The sequence below is a fragment of the Leifsonia sp. NPDC056665 genome, from assembly GCF_042791795.1.
Lineage (GTDB): Bacteria > Actinomycetota > Actinomycetes > Actinomycetales > Microbacteriaceae > Leifsonia.
This window is the reverse complement of sequence record NZ_JBHTXK010000031.1, coordinates 19,799-37,734: the sequence shown is the minus strand read 5'-3', so window position 1 is coordinate 37,734 and position 17,936 is coordinate 19,799. Positions and strand designations below refer to the sequence as shown.

The 17,936-nt window shown below is 66.0% G+C and carries 20 protein-coding genes; 18 read left to right on the top strand and 2 right to left on the bottom strand.

Features of this window, described 5'->3' with window-relative positions; all coding sequences use genetic code 11:
- Positions 1–671, top strand: a 671-nt coding sequence (locus ACFQ9V_RS19185) for a gamma-glutamyltransferase (RefSeq protein WP_382460713.1), incomplete at its 5' end; no start/stop codon positions are given.
- 6 nt (positions 672–677) lie between these two features.
- Here ACFQ9V_RS19185 and ACFQ9V_RS19180 read toward each other — a convergent pair.
- Positions 678–2,048 carry a pyridoxal phosphate-dependent decarboxylase family protein gene (locus ACFQ9V_RS19180; RefSeq protein ID WP_382460712.1) on the bottom strand — a complete coding sequence of 457 codons (1,371 nt, stop codon included), beginning with the start codon at positions 2,046–2,048 and terminating at the stop codon, positions 678–680.
- A gap of 43 nt (positions 2,049–2,091) precedes the next feature.
- A complete protein-coding gene (locus ACFQ9V_RS19175; RefSeq protein ID WP_382460711.1) occupies positions 2,092–3,552 on the bottom strand; it encodes an amidase in 1,461 nt (486 codons plus the stop codon).
- Positions 3,553–3,596: 44 nt separating this feature from the next.
- Between ACFQ9V_RS19175 and ACFQ9V_RS19170 the strand changes: the two genes are divergently transcribed.
- From ACFQ9V_RS19170 to ACFQ9V_RS19090, 17 genes are all read left to right on the top strand, one after another.
- On the top strand, positions 3,597–3,959 hold the full coding sequence (locus tag ACFQ9V_RS19170; protein WP_370056660.1) for a GntR family transcriptional regulator: 363 nt from the start codon (positions 3,597–3,599) through the stop codon (positions 3,957–3,959).
- Complete coding sequence (locus ACFQ9V_RS19165; RefSeq protein WP_382460710.1) at positions 3,956–4,873, top strand: ABC transporter ATP-binding protein; 918 nt, start codon at positions 3,956–3,958, stop codon at positions 4,871–4,873. Before ACFQ9V_RS19170 ends, ACFQ9V_RS19165 begins: the two co-directional genes overlap by 4 nt.
- Positions 4,870–5,646: a hypothetical protein gene (locus ACFQ9V_RS19160; protein WP_382460709.1), complete on the top strand. Its 777-nt coding sequence runs from the start codon at positions 4,870–4,872 to the stop codon at positions 5,644–5,646. Before ACFQ9V_RS19165 ends, ACFQ9V_RS19160 begins: the two co-directional genes overlap by 4 nt.
- A gap of 137 nt (positions 5,647–5,783) precedes the next feature.
- A complete protein-coding gene (locus ACFQ9V_RS19155; RefSeq protein WP_382460708.1) occupies positions 5,784–6,074 on the top strand; it encodes a WXG100 family type VII secretion target in 291 nt (96 codons plus the stop codon).
- A 49-nt stretch (positions 6,075–6,123) separates the two neighbouring features.
- Positions 6,124–6,594: a hypothetical protein gene (locus ACFQ9V_RS19150; protein WP_382460707.1), complete on the top strand. Its 471-nt coding sequence runs from the start codon at positions 6,124–6,126 to the stop codon at positions 6,592–6,594.
- On the top strand, positions 6,591–6,830 hold the full coding sequence (locus ACFQ9V_RS19145; RefSeq protein ID WP_382460706.1) for an EsaB/YukD family protein: 240 nt from the start codon (positions 6,591–6,593) through the stop codon (positions 6,828–6,830). Before ACFQ9V_RS19150 ends, ACFQ9V_RS19145 begins: the two co-directional genes overlap by 4 nt.
- A 3-nt stretch (positions 6,831–6,833) precedes the next feature.
- The gene (essB, locus tag ACFQ9V_RS19140) at positions 6,834–7,973 is read left to right on the top strand and encodes a type VII secretion protein EssB (protein WP_382460705.1); all 1,140 of its coding nucleotides are present in this window, start codon (positions 6,834–6,836) and stop codon (positions 7,971–7,973) included.
- Complete coding sequence (gene essC / locus ACFQ9V_RS19135) at positions 7,970–12,451, top strand: type VII secretion protein EssC (protein ID WP_382460704.1); 4,482 nt, start codon at positions 7,970–7,972, stop codon at positions 12,449–12,451. Before essB ends, essC begins: the two co-directional genes overlap by 4 nt.
- A complete protein-coding gene (locus ACFQ9V_RS19130; protein WP_382460703.1) occupies positions 12,448–12,864 on the top strand; it encodes a DUF4176 domain-containing protein in 417 nt (138 codons plus the stop codon). The genes essC and ACFQ9V_RS19130 overlap by 4 nt, the downstream gene beginning before the upstream one ends.
- Positions 12,861–13,256 carry a DUF4176 domain-containing protein gene (locus ACFQ9V_RS19125; RefSeq protein ID WP_382460702.1) on the top strand — a complete coding sequence of 132 codons (396 nt, stop codon included), beginning with the start codon at positions 12,861–12,863 and terminating at the stop codon, positions 13,254–13,256. Before ACFQ9V_RS19130 ends, ACFQ9V_RS19125 begins: the two co-directional genes overlap by 4 nt.
- A gap of 10 nt (positions 13,257–13,266) precedes the next feature.
- Positions 13,267–13,566, top strand: coding sequence for a hypothetical protein (locus tag ACFQ9V_RS19120; RefSeq protein ID WP_382460701.1), 300 nt, complete (start codon positions 13,267–13,269; stop codon positions 13,564–13,566).
- Positions 13,567–13,592: 26 nt separating this feature from the next.
- Complete coding sequence (locus ACFQ9V_RS19115) at positions 13,593–13,856, top strand: hypothetical protein (protein ID WP_382460700.1); 264 nt, start codon at positions 13,593–13,595, stop codon at positions 13,854–13,856.
- The gene (locus ACFQ9V_RS19110; RefSeq protein ID WP_382460699.1) at positions 13,853–15,838 is read left to right on the top strand and encodes a hypothetical protein; all 1,986 of its coding nucleotides are present in this window, start codon (positions 13,853–13,855) and stop codon (positions 15,836–15,838) included. The genes ACFQ9V_RS19115 and ACFQ9V_RS19110 overlap by 4 nt, the downstream gene beginning before the upstream one ends.
- Positions 15,839–16,157: 319 nt before the next feature.
- Positions 16,158–16,526 (top strand): TNT domain-containing protein, encoded by a 369-nt coding sequence (locus ACFQ9V_RS19105; protein ID WP_382460698.1) that lies wholly within the window; start codon positions 16,158–16,160, stop codon positions 16,524–16,526.
- Entirely contained in the window at positions 16,523–17,059 is a 537-nt protein-coding gene (locus ACFQ9V_RS19100) for an Imm61 family immunity protein (RefSeq protein ID WP_382460697.1), read from the top strand. The genes ACFQ9V_RS19105 and ACFQ9V_RS19100 overlap by 4 nt, the downstream gene beginning before the upstream one ends.
- A gap of 169 nt (positions 17,060–17,228) precedes the next feature.
- Positions 17,229–17,414, top strand: a complete 186-nt coding sequence (locus ACFQ9V_RS19095) for a glycohydrolase toxin TNT-related protein (RefSeq protein ID WP_382460696.1) — start codon at positions 17,229–17,231, stop codon at positions 17,412–17,414.
- Positions 17,411–17,704: a hypothetical protein gene (locus ACFQ9V_RS19090; RefSeq protein WP_382460695.1), complete on the top strand. Its 294-nt coding sequence runs from the start codon at positions 17,411–17,413 to the stop codon at positions 17,702–17,704. Before ACFQ9V_RS19095 ends, ACFQ9V_RS19090 begins: the two co-directional genes overlap by 4 nt.
- Positions 17,705–17,936 lie beyond the last annotated feature (232 nt).

The window sequence follows — 17,936 nt, the reverse complement described above, 5'->3', positions numbered from 1 at the left end:
CGCTGCGCACTGCGTACGAGCCGCCGCTGGCGGAGGCCATCGCCGGCGTCGGCGAGCCGACCGTCGCGCGCGACGGGACCACCCGTGGCGACACCTGCCACCTCGACGTCGTCGACCGCTGGGGCAACATCGTCTCGGCGACGCCGTCCGGCGGCTGGCTGCAGTCGTCGCCGACCATCCCGGCGCTCGGCTTCTGCCTCGGCACCCGCCTGCAGATGACCTGGCTGGAGGAGGGTTCGGCCTCCACCCTGCAGCCCGGAAAGCGCCCACGCACGACGCTCACGCCAACCCTGGTGCTGCGCGACGGCGTCCCAGTGACCGCGCTCGGGTCGCCCGGCGGCGACCAGCAGGACCAGTGGCAGCTGCTCTACCTGCTGCGCACGCTGGTCGGCGGCTACACGCCCCAGCAGGCGATCGACGCGCCCGCGCTGCACACCACGTCGCTGGCGGAGTCGTTCTGGCCGCGCACCTGGGTGCCGGCCGGCGCCGTCGTGGAGTCGCGGCTCGGCGAGGAGGTCATCGCCGGGCTGGAGGCGCGCGGGCACGTCGTGACGCGGGCCGGCGCGTGGACGCTCGGGCGGCTGTCGTCGGTCGGACGGGACCCGGAGACGGGCGTGCTCAGCGCCGCGGCGAATCCGCGCGGGATGCAGGGGTACGCAGCGGGGCGGTAGGAGGCTCTAGACGCTTGCCGCAGCCTCCCGCACCGCGTCCAGCGTGCGTCCGGCCTCCATACGGTCGGTGAGCCAGTTGCTGACCGAGAACCGGAGCACCGCCCTCCCGTGCCACTCGGACGGCGACGCCAGCGCGACCCCGCCCTGCCGCAGCGCCTCCCCGACCCGGCGGGTCCGGTCGTCGTCGCCGAAGGTGGCGCAGACCTGCGTGTAGACCACGTCATTGAGCACGCGCGCGCCCGGGATGGTCGCGAGGCCCTCGGCGATCGTCGTCGCCTCGTCGGCGAGGCCCTGGACGAGGTCGGCGACGCCCTCCCGGCCGAGCTGGGCCAGCGTCGCGTACACCGGCACTCCGCGCGCGCGGCGGCTGAGCTCCGGGACCCGGTCCTCGGGATCGGACGCGCCGGACATCGCCGCGAGGTAGGCCGCGTGCTGCGCCATCGAGGCGTGCAGCGCCTCCGGGTGCGCGACGATCGCGACGCCGCTGTCGTACGGGACGTTGAGCGTCTTGTGCGCGTCGGTCGCCCAGGAGTCTGCGGCCGCCATCCCCGCTGTCAGGTGGCGGAGGCCCGGCGCCGCGGCGGCCCACAGCCCGAACGCGCCGTCGATATGCACCCACGCGCCAGCCTCGTGCGCGACCTCGATCGCGTCGGCCAGCGGGTCGAACGCGCCGGAGTGGACGTTGCCCGCCTGGAGGCAGACGACCGCCGGGCCGTCACCATCGGCGAGCGCCTCCCGCAGCGCGTCGACACGGATCCGGCCCTGGTCGTCGGCGGCGACGGGGCGTCCGGCGCCGAGGCCGGCGAGCATCGCGGCGCTGTCGATCGAGCCGTGGCGCTCGGCGCCGACCAGCAGGCGCACCCGCGGGCCTCCGGCCAGGCCGTCCGCGCGCGCGTCCCAGCCGGCGCGCCGCAACGTCTCGTCGCGACCGCAGATCAGGCCGACGAGGTTCGCGACGGTCGCCCCCGTGACGTAGCCGACCTCCGCCGCGGACGGCAGGCCGAGGAGGTCGAGCATCCACTCGGCGGCGAGCTCCTCCGCCGCGATCACGCCGGGGGTGACGGCGCGCAGGGCGGTGTTCTGGTCCCAGGCGGCGACCAGCCAGTCGGCGCCGAGGGCGACGGGCTGCGCGCCGCCGATCACCCAGCCGTGGAAGCGCGGCGAGTGCATCCGGATCAGCCCAGGCTCGACGGCCGCCGCCAGCTGCCGCAAAACCTCCGGTGCCGCCGGGCCGCGCTCGGGCAGCCGCCGGCCCAGCGCATCCTTCACCGCCTCCACGTCGGCGGTCGGCGGGATGGTCCCGTCGCGCACGCCGTCCAGCCATCGCCCCGCGAGCACGGCGGCTTCGCCGAGCACCGGGCGGAACGCATCGTCCACACGGGCAGGGTAGCCCTCCCGAGCCCGCGTGGACAACGTGCGGTCACCACACGGGTGGGCGGCGGGTCTCCCAGTGCAGGCGGCGTTCGAGCTGGGCGCCCAGCGAGAGGAGGGTGCGCTCCCCGCCGGGGCGACCGATGAGCTGCACGCCCATCGGGAGGCCGTCCTCCGTCTGCGCGACGGGCAGGACGATCGCGGGGAGGCCCGTGACGTTGAGCATCGAGGTGAACGGCGTGTAGAGCACCTGCTGCTCGAAGTTGCGTTCGCCGTCCTCCTGGTCGTACCAGCCGACCGGTCGCGGCGTCAGCGCCAGCGCCGGCGTCAGCACCGCGTCGAACGAGGCGAGCTGCCGGATGAACGAGCGCTCGTACGCGGTCAGCGCGCTCAGCGCCTCGCTCAGCTCGCGGGCGAGGATGCTCCGGCCACGCTGCACGAGCCACGCCGTCAGCGGCTCCAGCAAGGCGAGCGCCTCCCCCTCGGCGGGGATGCGCGAGGCGCCCGCCTGCCAGATCGTCCGGAACGCCGGGGCGTAGGTCGGGTCGGGCTCCAGCGCGGTCTCCTCGACGCCGTGACCCATCGCCGCGAACGCCTCGACCGCCGCGTCCAGCGCCGACCTGGCCTCCGGCGAGACCACGATGTCGTAGGCGTCGTCCCACGCGGAGGTCGTCATCACGCCGAGCTGGAACCGTCCCTCCCCGCGGATCGCCGTGCCGAGGAAGGGTCCGTCATCGTCGTAGGGCGCGCGCAGCGCGTAATGGTGGTCGATGCGCCCGCCGACCTTGGCGATCATCCCGTCGAGCAGCAGCGCCGCGTCCGCCGTGGTGCGCGCCAGCGGGCCGTCCACGACGAGCCCGGCGAGCGAGTCGATGCCGCTGCCCGCGGGGACGAGCCCCCGCGACGGCTTGAGCCCGACCAGCCCGCACGCGGCGGCCGGGATGCGCACCGACCCTCCGCCGTCGGAGCCGGGCGCGAACGGCAGCATCCCGCTCGCCACCGCGACGGCCGCCCCTCCGCTCGACCCGCCGGCGCCGAGGCCGGGATCCCACGGGTTGCGGGCGGGCGGCGCCGCGAGCGACTCGGTGTAGGCGGGGAGGCCGAACTCGGGCGCGTTGGTCTTGCCCAGGCTCACGGCGCCGGCGGCGTCCAGGGTCTCCACGATCTCGTCGGAGCGATCGGGGACGAAGCCCGCCATCACCCGCGATCCGAAGCCGGCCGGCACGCCCGCGCGCATCCAGAGGTCTTTGTCCCCGGAGGGCAGGCCCCAGAGCGGCGCCGTCGTCGGCACCCGCTCCGCGACCTCGTCGGCCCGCTCCAGCGCGCGCTCGCGGGTGACGGTGACGAACGCGCCGAGCTGCGGGTTCAGTCGCTCGATGCGGTCGAGGTAGTGGGAGGCCAGCTCCCGTGGCGACACCCGTCCCGCCTGCAGTTCCTGCCACAACGCCAGCGCCGTCATCTCATGGAGTTCCACGGGGACCACGCTATTCCCTTGACAAAATGCGTGCATTGTTGCTTACTTAGTTACATGACTAATGAACCCATGAGGTTCGGATGATCGAAGAAGGCAAGCCGATCTTCGTCCAGATCGCCGAGCAGATCGAGAACGACATCATCGAGGGCGTCTACCCGCCCGAGACGCAGGTGCCGTCCACGAACGAGTTCGCGGCCTTCTACCGGATCAACCCGGCCACGGCCGGCAAGGGCGTCAACCTCCTCGTCGACGAGGGGGTCCTCTACAAGAAACGAGGCATCGGCATGTTCGTCTCCGACGGCGCGCGCGAACGGCTCGTCGCCAAACGGCGCGACGCCTTCCGCGACGAATACCTCCGCCCCCTGCTCGCCGAGGCGGCGAAGCTCGGGATCGGCCCCGACCAGCTCAGCCAGATGATCCAGAAGGAAGGAGTCAGCGCATGAGCACGGCCCCCGCCCCGACCTCCATCGCCCCGGCGGTGCAGGTGTCGGGAGTGACCAAGCGGTTCGGATCGTTCACCGCGATCGACGAGGTGTCCCTCACCATCAAGCCCGGCCGCATCCACGGCCTCCTCGGGCGCAACGGCGCAGGCAAGACCACGCTGATGCAGCTCATCACCGGCCAGGACTTCGTCACGAGCGGCGACATCCGGGTGTTCGGCGAGAAGCCGACCGAGAACGCGCGCGTCCTCCAGAACATCTGCTTCATCAAGGAGAGCCAGCGCTATCCCGAGGACTTCCAGCCCAAGCACGTGCTCCGCAGCGCGCCCTGGTTCTTCGAGAACTGGGACGCGGACTTCGCCGACCGGCTCGTGGAGGAGTTCCGGCTCCCGCTGAACCGGCGGATCAAGAAGCTCTCCCGCGGGCAGCTCTCGGCCGTCGGCGTCATCGTCGGCCTCGCCTCCCGAGCCCCGCTGACCTTCTTCGACGAGCCGTACCTGGGCCTGGACGCGGTCGCCCGGCAGCTGTTCTACGACCGGCTGCTGGAGGACTTCGCCGAGCACCCGCGGACGGTCGTGCTCTCCACGCACCTGATCGACGAGGTGGCCAACCTCCTCGAGCACGTCGTCGTCATCGACCAGGGCCGCATCCTCATGGACGACGACGCGGAGGCCCTGCGCACGTCGGCCACCACTGTCGTCGGCCCGCGCACCGCGGTCGACGCGTTCGTCGGCGGCCGGGAGGTGCTGCACCGCGACGGCCTCGGCGGCCTGGCCTCGGTGACCGTCTCCGGGCTCGGCGCCGCCGAACGCGCCGAGGCCGCCTCGGCGGGACTCGAGCTCGCGCCGGTGTCCCTCCAGCAACTCATCGTCCGCAAGACCAACGTCCGTGAGACAGAATTCGAGCAGAGCGCATGACCACCCTGAACGCCGGCGCCCCGGCACTGCGCACCTCCCCCGGCGCCGGAGCGCGCATCTGGCGGGTCGTCCGCCTGAACCTCGTCAACAAGTGGACGACGATCTACGTGCCGGTGATGATCATGTTCTTCATCTGGCTGGTCAACTGGCTGATCTGGTGGATCATCTGGGGCGCCACCGCCCCGGCCGACCGCGCCACGGCGATGGACGGCACCCAGTGGAGCGGCGGAGCGTTCTACATCTTCGTCTACATGCTGGTCGTGGGCATCCAGGTCATCTCCGCGACCTTCCCGTTCGCGCTCGGCTACAGCGTCACCCGGCGGGACTTCTCCCTCGGCTCCGGGCTCACGTTCCTGTTGCTCGCCGCCGGCTACGCCGTCGGCTTCGCGGTGCTGTCGATGGTCGAGGAGTGGACGAACGGCTGGGGCCTCGGCGGCCACCTGTTCACGTCCGTCTACTTCGCGGGCGAGTCTTTCGCCGGCCGGCTGTTCATCGTGTTCAGCGGGATGCTCTTCTTCTTCGCGATCGGGGCGTTCTCGGCCGCGCTGTTCATGCGCTGGCGGCTGTACGGGGTGCTCGCCGTGATCGCCGGCCTCGTGCTGGTGCTCGTCGGCGGGGCCGCCCTGATCACGTTCACCGGGAGCTGGGCCGCGGTCGGGACGTGGTTCGTCGCCAACGGGCCGGTCGGGGTCACGGCGTGGCTGCTCCTCCCGACAGCGCTGTTCGCGCTGGCCGGGTTCGCGGTGCTCGGGAGGGCGACGCCGCGGAGCTGAGGACGGCCGGCCGGCCTCCACGACTTGACCTGTGACGTACGACGCCGATATCTTGGACCGCACGCGGCATCTGCAATATCTCCAGATGGCATCTGTCGCCTGAACCACAGTATTCGCACATCACAAGGGGGCTTCGTATGGGCCAGATCAGCGTCACACCGGAGGAACTGAAGCAGCAGGCTCAGGTCTACACGCGCTCGAAGGAAGAGATCGATCAGGCGATCCAAAAGGTGAACCAGATGAACTCGACCATCGCCGAGCAGTGGAAGGGCCAGGCGTTCCAGGCGTATCTCGAGCAGTACAACCAGTTGCACGAGAGCGTGAAGAAGTTCGAGGAACTGCTGGTGAACATCAACGAGCAGCTCAACAAGTACGCCGACACCATCGCCGAGCGTGACGCGCAGGATGCGCAGAGCTTCGGCTTCTAGTCCCCTCCCCAGCGAAACAGACGACGTGCGGCCGCGGTCGCGTCTCCCCGTGCGCATCGCGTGCGCGCTTGCTGTCGCTTTGACAGTCGGCGGCGCCGCGGCCTCGCACGCCGTCGGAAAGACTGACGACGATTCCGGGCAGTTGGAGCTGAATTCCGATGTCCTGGTCAACGAGTCGGTCAGCGCTGGTTCCTCTGGCGACTTCGCCATTCGCGGCAGGCTCTTCTCCGAGGAGCTCTCCGCCCGTGCTCACGAGCGAAGCGACGCTCGTGCCGAACGGCTGAATGTCGTCGGAGACCTGACCTTCGAGCCACCCGCGGTCGTCGCTGATGAGTATCAGCCGGTGAGAGCCGCGCTGTTCGATGGCTACTCCTCCGAGGTGCTCTCGCAGACTCGCGAGGCCCGCGAAGAGTCTCCGGTTCTCGCGGTCCTGCTGCTGACCGCCGGCGTGCCGATCGTGGTGATCGCCGGTGTGTCACTCGGGAGACTCCGGGCGAGAAGAAAGAGAGCCTCTCCATGATCGAGATCACCCTGGTCTTCCTGGGCAAGCAGATCGATCTTCTCGTGCCAGGCGAGGTCACCTTCGACCGGCTGCAGCGATTGATCGGGGATGCGTTCGCCGCGAGAGGCCTGGCGTTGCCGGAGGGTTTCTCCCTCGCACTCGAGGGTAAGGATCTCGCAGTGAGCCGGTACGACGTCATCGGGTCGTTCGGCATCGGCAACGGCGATCGCCTGCAGATTACGACGAAGAGTTGAGCAATGCGCATTGAGAGAGACGGCACCGTCCTCGAGCTGGACGCCAGTGGTGGCGTTCTCCGTGTCGAGGTGTCCAAGAACGGCTACGACGGGGAGTGCCTCGGCGTGATCCGCCGGTACGTCGACGCACAGGAGACGGAGACCGGACTCACGTTCGAGTACGCGCTCGGCGACGGTGAGACCAGCTTCAGTGAGGCTGTCAGCCGGGCGACGACCCGGCTCGACCGGCTGGCCCTGGCGCAGAAGCTCGCCGCGTGCGTCAGCTACCGCGGCGGTTTCAGAGTGCCGGTGATCCACCCGGACAACGTCTACCTCAACGGCGAGCTGCTGCGGGTGGTGCACTGCGGCCTCCAGGGCATGCTCGTCCCGATGGCCTTCGATGAGGACCTTTTCCTCCGGTCGCTGCAGGCGATGGTGCTGCACGTCTTCCGCCCGAAGCTGGCCTTCGAGCAGATCCTCGACGGGGCGAAGGCTCTTCGGGATCAGTTCTCGACCTCCGTGTGGCAGACGACCACGACCGACCAGCTCTTCGCGTTCATCGACGCGCAGCTCACAGCCGAGAAGGCAGCGGTCGCCGCAACCAAAGTGAGCGTGTCGAAACGGCGCTATTCCTGGTATCGCATCGCGGGAGTCGCGGGCGTCACGGCCGGTCTGGTCGCCGGGGGGTTCGCGTGGCAGGCCGAGAGCCGGAATCGCCTGCAGACGGCCGTCGTCGCGGCCCAGGCGCGGTTCCTTGCGACCGACTACGCCGGGACGCTCGGTGAGCTGGAGGACTACGGCGCGGCCTCGCTGCCGGCGTCCGCAAAATACGTGCTGGCCGTGTCGAGCATCAACCTGAACGACCTCACGGCGACGCAGAAGCAGGCGATCCTCAACAACATCTCCGAGAAGTCCGACGACGTCACTCTGAACTACTGGATCGCGATCGGCCGCGGGGAGTTCGAGCAGGCGCTCGATTTCGCTCAGAACCTCGGCGACGATCAGCTCACGCTGCTGGCCTACACCGACCTGTACCAGGCGACCAGGCTCAACACCCAGATGGCCGGCGATAAGAAGCAGGGTCTCCTCGACACCTACGCGAAGGCGATCGACGAGTTGACGGCGAAGCTCGCGGGTACGAAGAGCGAGGTCGCGCAGGGATGAGCGTGTTCGAGACGGAGCAGCCTGGAGCAGCTCGGCAGGTCGCCCTCGATTCCCGGCTCGACGCGAGCCGGCTGCGCTTTCTCGTCTATGCGCTCGACGGCAATCGAGCTACCAGGCTCTCCCTCACCGACGCGCATCCGTTCGTCGATCATGGCGGTCACAAGCTCAGCGTGATCAACGACGCGCTGTACGCGGACGGCGACCGGCTCGGCGACGGGCTGCACACTGTCGGCGGGCTCACGTGCCTGGTGATCTCCGCTTCACAGGCCCGCACCGAGTTCTTCACCATCGACGAGGGTGCGGAGTTCGTCATCGGCGATGTCCCCTACGCCGGGATCAGGGTGGAGGGCTCACCGTTCCTGCTCGTGCACGAGGGCACGTTGATCGTCGACGCGCAGGACCGGCTCGTGTACGTGAACGACGCAGCGGTCGTGGGCAGGCAGATCTTCGACCTCACCGACGGCACGGTGGTGCTCACCGAAGGATTCCTGCTCGAGAAACGCCCGACGCAGTTCAAGATCACGCCGCTTCGTTCGCGCCTCGAGTTCGATCACTCGAAACTGCTGACCCAGCACCCGGTGAGCGAGTTCCCACCGGATTTCCCTGACTATCGGCGTTCCCCGAAGATGAATCTCGACGTCGACCCAGCGGAGTTCACGCTGCGCGGCCCCGACAAACCGGGCGCCACGCCGAAGAACCGCATCGTACGGATGCTGGTGCCGCCGCTTGCGATGGTCGGGGCGATGGGCGCGACCACGATGATCACGGGCAACAACCCGCTGATGCTGATCGGGATGGGGCTCGCGAGCGTGCTGACGGCGTCGTTCACGGTGTCGCAGTACATCGCGGAGAAGAGGGAGTCCAGGGCCACGGCGTCGCAGGCCGAGGAGGACTACGCCCGGTATCTGGTGAGAACAGTGGCTGAGGTCTCCCGCGCGCATGACGACGAACGCGGGGTGCTGTTGTATCAGCAGCCGAACCCCCAGCAGCTCGCCGAGATGGTCGAGCGCTACGACCCCAGGATCTACGAGCGCCAGCGTTTCAACCGAGACTTCCTGAGTGTCTCGCTGGGGCTGTCCGATCGTCCTTCCGCCCTGAAGGTGTCCTCGGATGTGAGCGAGAAGGACTCCACCGCGCACGGGCGGCATGTGACAGACCTCGCGACCGGGTTCCAGACGCAGCGCGCTGTACCGACCCCGATCAGCGTCTCGGGGCAGACGATCGGGCTGGTAGGGCCGCCCGAGATCGTCACCGACTACGTGCAGTCCCTGCTCTTTCAGACCGCGTTCTTCCACTCGTATCGCGATGTGAATTTCGTGAGCCTGCTCTCCCGCGAAGCGTACGCGACGACGTGGAATGCGTGGAGGCTGCTGCCCCACTTCACGCTGCACGAGCTCAACATGCGCGGCCTGATCCATACCGAGAAGCTGCGTGACGTGGTGCTGAACAGCTTCTATCAACTCCTCCAGAAGCGTCGCCAACTTCTGAAGGACGCGGGGACGCAGAAGCCGCAGTTCGCGCCGCACTACGTGTTCACGATCTCCGATGATCGCTTCCTGGCCGGCCACGGGATCAACGAACTCCTCGCCGAAGACATGAGCGAGCTCGGGGTGACCGTGATCTGGTGCACCGAAGACGCGAAACTCCTGCCGGAGACCGTCACAGCGCTCATCCAAGCGCCGCACCTGGTGCGGGGCGAACTGGTCACGAACAACGACGTCTTCGTCGCGACGCCATTCGCGCCGCATCCTGTGCCGGACGATCTGGAGCATTCGCTGCGGAGACTGTCGAACCTGAACCATCTCGAGGTCGAGAAGAACGCGGTGCCGGAGGCGCTGAGCCTGCTCGAGCAATACGAGGTGACGACCGTCGACGACCTGCGGATCGCGGATCGGTGGAGCCGGGCCGAGCCGAACAAGTCCATCGCCTCGCTGATCGGCTGGCGCGGCAAAGCCGACCACGTGTACTGGGATCTGCACGAGCGCGCGCACGGCCCGCACGCCCTGGTCGGCGGCACGACGGGATCGGGGAAGTCGGAGTTCCTGACCACCTACCTGATCGGTCTCGCGATCAACTTCTCCCCCGAAGACGTCGGCATGCTCATCATCGACTGGAAGGGCGGCGGGATCGCCAACACGCTCGACCGGCTGCCGCACTTCATGGGCGCGATCACGAACCTCGACGGCGCCGGCACGGAGCGCGCGCTCGCAAGCATCAAGGCGGAGCTCACGAAGCGGCAGCGCGAGTTCGCCGTCTACGGCGTGAACAGCATCAACGCCTACATGAGCCTGTACAAACAGCGCCATGACCCGAAGCCCGAGGTCACCTACCCGACGAAACCGTTGCCCCACCTGGTTCTCGTCTCCGACGAGTTCGCCGAGCTCAAGGCGAACGTGCCGGAGTTCCTCGACGAGCTCACCTCGGTGGCGCGGATCGGCCGAAGCCTCGGCGTGCACCTGATCCTCGCGACGCAGAAGCCCAGCGGCGTGGTCAACGACCAGATCGAGGCGAACTCGACGTCGAAGATCGCGTTGAAGATGGCCGGCGAGCAGGACTCGAACGAGCTGCTGAAGACCACCGACGCCGCTCACATCACCAACCCGGGTCGCGGCTACCTGAAGGTGGGGCAGAACAAGGTCTACGAACTCTTCCAGAGCGGCTACGCCGGCGTGCCCTACGACCCCGACGCGGTGGTGTCCGAGCGGGTCGATGAGCGCATCTACACGATCAACGAGGTCGGCCAGTACGAGCTGTTCTACGATCCCGACGAAGAGGTCGAGCAGGGGAAGGACACCAGCGATCTTCCCTCGCAGCTCGAAGCGATCATCGACACCATCGCGAACATCTTCGACGGCGACCATGCGCTGTCCGCCCCGGATCGGCCGTGGCTTCCGAATCTGCCGGCGAGCATCGCAACACCCGAGCCTCGCGATGACGGCGGCGTGAGAGTTCCAGTGGGCGTGCTCGACATCCCGGCCCGGCAGGCGCAGGAGAACTACGAGTTCGATCTCGCCCGGGCCGGGCACACGGCCCTGTTCGGCAGCCCCGGCTACGGCAAATCGACCGTGCTGCAGACCCTCGTGCTGAACCTTGCGAAGACCAGCACTCCCGAGCAGGTGCACGTGCGGCTCATCGACTTCGGGAACAACGGCCTGCTGCCGCTCACGGACCTGCCGCACGTCGCGGACAGCGTCACGCTCGAGGAAGCCGAGAAGCTCGGCAAGATGCTGGAGGCGATCGCCGACCTCCTGGCCACCCGCAAGAGCATGTTCAAAGAGGCCGGCGTCTCGAACCTGGAGCAGTACCTGGCGAAGACAGGGCACGAATTGCCGATGGTGGTGAACGTGCTCGACGGGTACGACAACCTCACCACGAACGACCGGCGCAAGGAGACGATCGATTCCCTGCTGCTCCAGGTGCTGCGCGAAGGCGCTGCGCTCGGTGTCACCCTCGTGATGACCGCGAGTCGCGTGGGCGGCGTCCGCGTGAACATGCTGAGCAACATCTCGACGAAGCTGTGCCTCTACCTCAACGACGAGAGCGAGCTCGCGCAGCTCATGGGACGCGAACGGCTCCTGCAAGCCGACCTCCCCGGCCGCGGCCAAGTGCTCCTCGACGCCCCCACCGCGATCCAGTTCTACCTCCCCGCACCCGGCGAGGACAGCTCGGAGACGCTCGCAGCGCTCGAACAGCAGATCGCCACTCTGAACGAGAACTGGACGGGCGCGCGGCCGGAGAAGATCCCCATGGTCCCGCGGGAACTCACGCCGGAGGCGTTCCGTGATCTCGCGACGGTGCGCAGCCTCGACGAGGTCGGCGGTGTCGCGTTCGGGCTCTCCAAGGCAACCACCGGGGCAGTCGGGTTCCTTCCTGGCGCGCAGCCCTTCTTCTTGCTCGCGGCACGGGACGATGAGCAAGAACTCCTCTTCCAGGAGGTCCTCCTTGCGCAGGGCAGCCGGGTGAAGACGGAGTTCATGATCGTCGACTTCGGCGAATCGTTCGCAGAGGCCCTCGACAGGAACCCGCTCCCCTCGAACTTCAGCTGCATCACGAGCAAGAGCGACGCGAGCCAGATCGTCACCGGCATCGTCGCCTATCTGGAGCTGAACAAGCAGAAGGCTCACGGCTCCCCGATGGTGCTCGTGATCGCGAACCTCGCTGACTTCATCGCCAAGACGGGGATCAAGCCGGAAGATTTCGCGCTCGCCTTGAAGAACACCTCCAAAGCAGGGCTCGACTTCATGATCTTCAGCCACCACGAATACATCGCCAAGTCGTTCGACGCCGTACCGAAGCTCGTCAGGGACATGAAATTCACCGGACTGGTCGGGGCGAGAGCGTACGACAGCGCACTCGTGAAGAGCGTGGGGGCCTCCAACGAGGCCGAACCGAGGAACGACGAGCCGTTCTTCGTGCTGCGAGGCGGCGGCGTGTTCGAGATGATCAGGCTTCCCCAGGCGAGAGGAGTCGCGGCGTGAGCGGGACTCCGAAGCTGCTCCCATTGGGGAGCGCCGTCACGATTGCGGACAGCGACATCCCGTACATCATCATCGCGCGAGGTTTCCAGAAGTCGAGCGCGGGATTCCTGGCCGGTTACAAGGCGCTGCCACACCCGGACGGGGCGGCGGCTGGCGTGAAGGAGATCGTGATCAAGCAGACGCAGATCACGGCGGTGGTGCATCGAGGTCACGAGACTGCGGACGACGCGGCGTTCGCGAAGAAGCAGCTCGAGAACGCGAAAGCCCCGCCTGTCCAGCAACCTGCCGTGGCGGAACCGGACCTGACGGTCGATCTTTCACGGCCCACGTCGCTTCCACCGGCTGCCCCCAGCGCGGTCAGGAACCCGAAGGACCCGTTCAGTGAGCTACGGAGTAAAGGAAAACGGAGATGACTGAGGAACAGCAGGAGCAGGGCCGGAAGCGAGTGTTCTTACCGCTGGGGAGCGTCGTCATTCTGAAGGGCTCGGTGAAGAAGCTCTTGGTCGTCTCCCGCGGCTCGATCGTCGAGGGCGACTTCTTCGACTACGGCGCTTTCATGTATCCGGAAGGCATGATCGACACGAACATCGCCTACTTCAACCACGACGACATTCTCAAAATCGTGCACGAGGGGTACACCGACGACGACAACGACCTCGTGCTCGAGATCCTGGACGACGCATACGCCCAATTCCAGCACGACGCCCCCGCTCTCGCTTCCACCGCCGCGGCGCCGGTGTCGCCGTCTGCGCAGGAGGATGATCCGTTCGCGAGCGTCCGCGACCTGGTGGGCGACGATGAGTGACGAACAAGCCTTGGCGAAGGTACGCGAGCTGGAGAACGTCATCGCCCAGCTCGCGAGCGTGCGCGACTCTGTTCGCGACGTCAGCATCAACGCGTACAAGGACGCCGGCAGTGCGCTGTGGGCAGGGCAGAAGCGCGACCGCTTCACGGAGCGTTTCGACACGGCGAAATCCAGCCACGCCCGGATCAGCGAGCAGATCGGTCAGGCGATCAGCGACTGCAAGAGCAGACAACGCAGCCTGGCGTTCTCCATCAACCCGCTGGAGCATCCGAGCCTTTCGGCTCAGGCCATCACGATCGCCCTGAACTGAACGAGCGGTAGACAGCGGAGGTATCAATGCCCACACGAAGCATTAGCGAAGGCTTTCATGAGGAGTCCCGGAAGGTCTCCTCGCTCACTTCGCCCGTTGCCGGCACGAAGGACGGGTGGACGAGAGGGGAACCGGTGAAGGTTCCCGGAGCCACGACGGTGTCGGAGATCTACGCGGAACTCTCTTCCCTGATCGCAACCTTCGGCGGCCTGGCGCAGAAGGACACGAAGGAGTTCGAGCGGTTCGGTGTGAACATCGAGGTGCAGGATCGTGAGGATGCGGCCCGGTGAGGGTGGTGGAGTTTTCGGCTGATGCGTGGCAGGCGTCAGCGCCGGGGTTGCAGGCGGGGCTCGCCGGTCGTATGGAGGCGGTGGGGCAGCTTGCGGAGGGGCTGGAGAGCCTTGCGGCGTCGGGGAACATCACCGGTCGGGGTGCTGATGCGATGCGGGCGTATATCCGTGAGGTGCATGTCCCGATCCTGCAATCCCTGCTGATCGGTCTGAGCACGTTCCAGACTGCGGTTGGTGTGTATTGGGACGGCTACGCCCAAGTGGACGCGGGCGGGAACTTCCTGCTCGTGAAAGACGAGTACGACACCCACCTGGCCCAGCTCGAAAGCGGCATGGAGACCCTGCGTGGGTTCGGTACCCGGTTGCGGCAGATCAGCGCCGACGCCTCCCACCTGGTCTCCCTGGATGGTGCCGCAGCGAAAGCCGCCGAGCAGACCGCGAACGATCTGGAGGGGATGCATTCGATCGCGAAGGGTCAGAAGGAGACCTGGGAAGCCTACGAGGCATCCGATCCCGGGTTCGGGCAGGTGCAGGAGCTGATCGCCCAGCTCCGCAGCATCATCGGCAACGTCGGCGCGCTCACGATCGGGCGCGGGCGCAGCTACCAGGCGGGAAGTTTCACCCTCACCCTGCAACAGCTCGGTGAACTCACCACCGGGATGATGGAGTACTGCCAGGAGAACCAGAAGGTCGCCGCCTCCGGGTGGGAAACCCTGTTCACCCAATACGCGCAGGACGCGGAGGCCGCCAAGCGGGAGCAGGCCGGCTGGGACCTGCTCTGGGACGGCCTGCAGATCCTCGCCGGCGCGGTGATCACCGTCATCGGTGTCGGGCTGACCCCGTTCACCGGCGGGTTCTCCCTCGGGCTCACCGTCCTGGGCGGGTCGCTCTTGGTCGGCGGGGTCAACAGCGCCATCAACCACGCCACCATCGCCACCACCGGCAACGAACTGAACCTGATCGGGATGGCCGCCGAGAACGTCAGCCACTGGTACTACGCGACCATCGCCACACCCGCCGCCGACTCCGGGGTCGCGGGCTTCCAGTTCCTCGCCGGTGCCGGTGCTGCGGTGGGCGACCTCGTCGCCGGTGGTCTGCAAGTGAACGTGAAAGAAATCGGCGACGGCATCTACACCCTCGCCACCGACCAGGGGGCACGCTCCGAACTCTGGAACCAGCTCACCACCACCGTCGCCAAGATCGTCAACGGCGACGCCTACACCACCGGGTACGCCACCACCACCATCGTCAGCCTGCTGGTCCCCGGTGCCGCAGCGGCCAAGTTCACCCGACCGGGCAACCCCCTGAGTCGGGCGAGCAAACTCCCCAATACCGCAGTCAAGATCACTACCCCGAACCACGCCACCAGCGCGCTCAACTTGGGCAAAGACATGGTTGGCGCGGGCGTGACGATAGTCAGGCGAGCGTTAACCCCCACGGCTCAGCCATTCAAAGACAAGATCATCCCGGAAAGTCTCGGCACCGTCGACGACCTCAGCATGGCGATGAGCAAGCAGATCATAGCCACGGAAAAAGGCAGTCGACCCGATCCCACGACTTACCTTTCCAGCGAATACATCCAACAGCATCTTTCGGTATTTGATGAGGGAGCCACGAGATTCATGACTCCGACAAATCTCGACAAATATGGTCTCGGTCAACGCGACGGAACAGCGTTTGTGATGCCGAAGAGTCAAGTCGACGCGCTTGTTCAAAAGACCGGCGGAGATCCGCGGGCGATAGAGCGCGCGCTCGGTCTCCCCGATGGTTTCTTCGAAGCCGATGCGGTCCGGGTCGACATCCATATCTCCGACTCGGAGCGGTTGAGAATACCTTCCGGAAACGAGGCCGGCGCGAATGATCAATGGATTCCGGGCGGAAAACTGCCCGGTGGCTTTTCTGAGGGCGTCATCGAGGTGGGCGAACTAAACTCCGGCAGATATTCTCTATCAAGTATGAGTCAACTGGAGGGCGCGCAATGAAGCCTCGCGATGAATATTTTTCCCGTGAACATCGTTACTCGCTTGGTGTCGATGAGGTATCGGGAAGGCATTTCGCATCCCTGCCCGTTAGCAACGGCGTAGCTGATTACGAAGAATATTACAGACTAAGCGACGCTCAGTATGCCCGATTTCTGGCCGATCCGACGGAGGCCGTCGAGTTCATTGACCAATGCAGACTGCGCCAGCATGACGACCTTCTTATGCAGCAGCCAGGCTGGAACCGAGGCACTCCCGTTTAGACAGGTGGGCTCACATATCAGCGGAGGTCCGACTTCGGGCTGCCCATCACCGACGGGCTGTGCCCGGCACTCGGCGCGACCACCACAACCTCGGTGATTTCGTCCGCGAGCACGCTAACACCGTCGACCGCAGCGGCGACGAGTACGGAACCTATCTTGGTGTGAGGGTTGACGGGAAACCGGCCGCCTTCGAACAACGAAGCCTCCCGGTGAACTCACTCGAACTGCCGTACATCGCTTACCGGCTGGCCGACGAATGGCCACCCGGCACGAAAGACTGGACCATCGAACACGCGGAAATCGCGGCCGCCTTCGGCAGGCCGGGCGGCGGACACCAACTCCTCATCCATGACCAGAAAGGCAAGGTCGTGAAAATAGAAACGCTTCTTAGAAAGGGTGTACTCGTCCTGAATGGTGTGGCCAAATGAGTATCGCGAGTGCTGATGTCGACGCGATGATTGATCGGATCCGCGATCTCGTCATCTCCAGCGGCTACGCGCTGGGCCGCGCGGCAGATGGGATGTCGTGGTTCCTCGACAGCATTCCTGGTGGAGAGATCCGCAACACGCTGACCATCGACGACAACGGTCTCCTGCTCACCCAAGTTCGACGCGCAGAGACCGAACAAGATCTCGTCTTCGCCACCCCGCTGCTGGCAGATATGGAGAAATTCCTCACCTATTACTTCTGCGGCAGTCTGCGCGAGGACAAACTGCTTCCGATGCTGCTGATCGTGCCGATCCCGGTCACCATCGACAAGGTCGCACCGGGGTACACCATCACAAAAGCCGACGGACCCAGATACGAACTTCACCACCGCGACGAAAGCATCATCCGCCGCGGGAGCGTAATTGACCTTGTTGAGTTCTCGCACTACGTCGCCCTGACCCCGGACGAGCTCCGTGAATCAGGACTCGACCCCGAAGACAAACCTCACTTCATGGTGTGGCAAGACACCTGACCCGCGCGACGCAGAAGCCCAGTGGTACCGCGACACCCGAGAGCTTTGAGGTATTTCTGGGTGAAACCTCTGCCACCTTCCCTGTTGCGAGCAAGCAGGCTGCAGCGATTCTTGATCGACAACATCCTGGATGCAGTGGCTGGCGAAGAACTCGTGGTGATCGACGCTCATGACACACAGAAACGCTTCTTACATCTGCGGGGTCGCTTTACATCGGCAAGACGGCGTTGAGGAGTCATGCCGAATGGGGAGGGTCGCGCCTGGGTTTGGGCAGCCTGGTAATGGAATCCAGTTCTACTTTCCGTATGGAATCGATGGGCTCGTTGCGGACGGATATTTAGGAGTTGTGAAGTGACTTCCAGCGATTACGTGGCCAGAATGCGCGAACTTGGCTATTCCGAGGCAGCGGCTGAAGATCTGATCTGGATAGCCTCATCGACGAAGGGTCTAACTCAGGCGCCATTCAACTTCGTGCCTGCGGACAAAGACGCTTATCGAATTCTTCAACCTGATGGCCTCGACGGGTATTTCACTGCCCTCGGCGATGACAGGCTACCGCTGGAGGGAACGCTCGACGAAGCATACGAATACGTATACCAGAATCGTTTACAGACTCGTCGACGCTATTTCGGAAACGTCGAATAGTTGCAAACAGGAGTTTGTCGACGGCGCCAAGAGGGCTGCCAAATGAGTATCGCAAGCGCAGATGTCGACGCGACGGTTGATGGGCTCCGCGATCTCGTCATCTCCAGCGGCTATATTCACAGATACCGAAGACGTGGCCAGTTTTGTTGGAACGGGTTTTTGGCCACAAGACGCGCGTACTGACCGTCAGCCCAACTGCCGGACGCATGACGTTTGTTCTGTACGACGCATT

Excerpts from the sequence above, each read along its gene's own strand:
- ACFQ9V_RS19175 (WP_382460711.1), bottom strand. The coding sequence starts at position 3,552 with ATGCACGCATTTTGTCAAGGGAATAGCGTGGTCCCCGTGGAACTCCAT.
- ACFQ9V_RS19170 (WP_370056660.1), top strand. The coding sequence starts at position 3,597 with ATGATCGAAGAAGGCAAGCCGATCTTCGTCCAGATCGCCGAGCAGATC.
- ACFQ9V_RS19165 (WP_382460710.1), top strand. The coding sequence starts at position 3,956 with ATGAGCACGGCCCCCGCCCCGACCTCCATCGCCCCGGCGGTGCAGGTG.
- ACFQ9V_RS19160 (WP_382460709.1), top strand. The coding sequence starts at position 4,870 with ATGACCACCCTGAACGCCGGCGCCCCGGCACTGCGCACCTCCCCCGGC.
- ACFQ9V_RS19155 (WP_382460708.1), top strand. The coding sequence starts at position 5,784 with ATGGGCCAGATCAGCGTCACACCGGAGGAACTGAAGCAGCAGGCTCAG.
- ACFQ9V_RS19145 (WP_382460706.1), top strand. The coding sequence starts at position 6,591 with ATGATCGAGATCACCCTGGTCTTCCTGGGCAAGCAGATCGATCTTCTC.
- essB (WP_382460705.1), top strand. The coding sequence starts at position 6,834 with ATGCGCATTGAGAGAGACGGCACCGTCCTCGAGCTGGACGCCAGTGGT.
- essC (WP_382460704.1), top strand. The coding sequence starts at position 7,970 with ATGAGCGTGTTCGAGACGGAGCAGCCTGGAGCAGCTCGGCAGGTCGCC.
- ACFQ9V_RS19125 (WP_382460702.1), top strand. The coding sequence starts at position 12,861 with ATGACTGAGGAACAGCAGGAGCAGGGCCGGAAGCGAGTGTTCTTACCG.
- ACFQ9V_RS19115 (WP_382460700.1), top strand. The coding sequence starts at position 13,593 with ATGCCCACACGAAGCATTAGCGAAGGCTTTCATGAGGAGTCCCGGAAG.
- ACFQ9V_RS19100 (WP_382460697.1), top strand. The coding sequence starts at position 16,523 with ATGAGTATCGCGAGTGCTGATGTCGACGCGATGATTGATCGGATCCGC.
- ACFQ9V_RS19095 (WP_382460696.1), top strand. The coding sequence starts at position 17,229 with ATGACACACAGAAACGCTTCTTACATCTGCGGGGTCGCTTTACATCGG.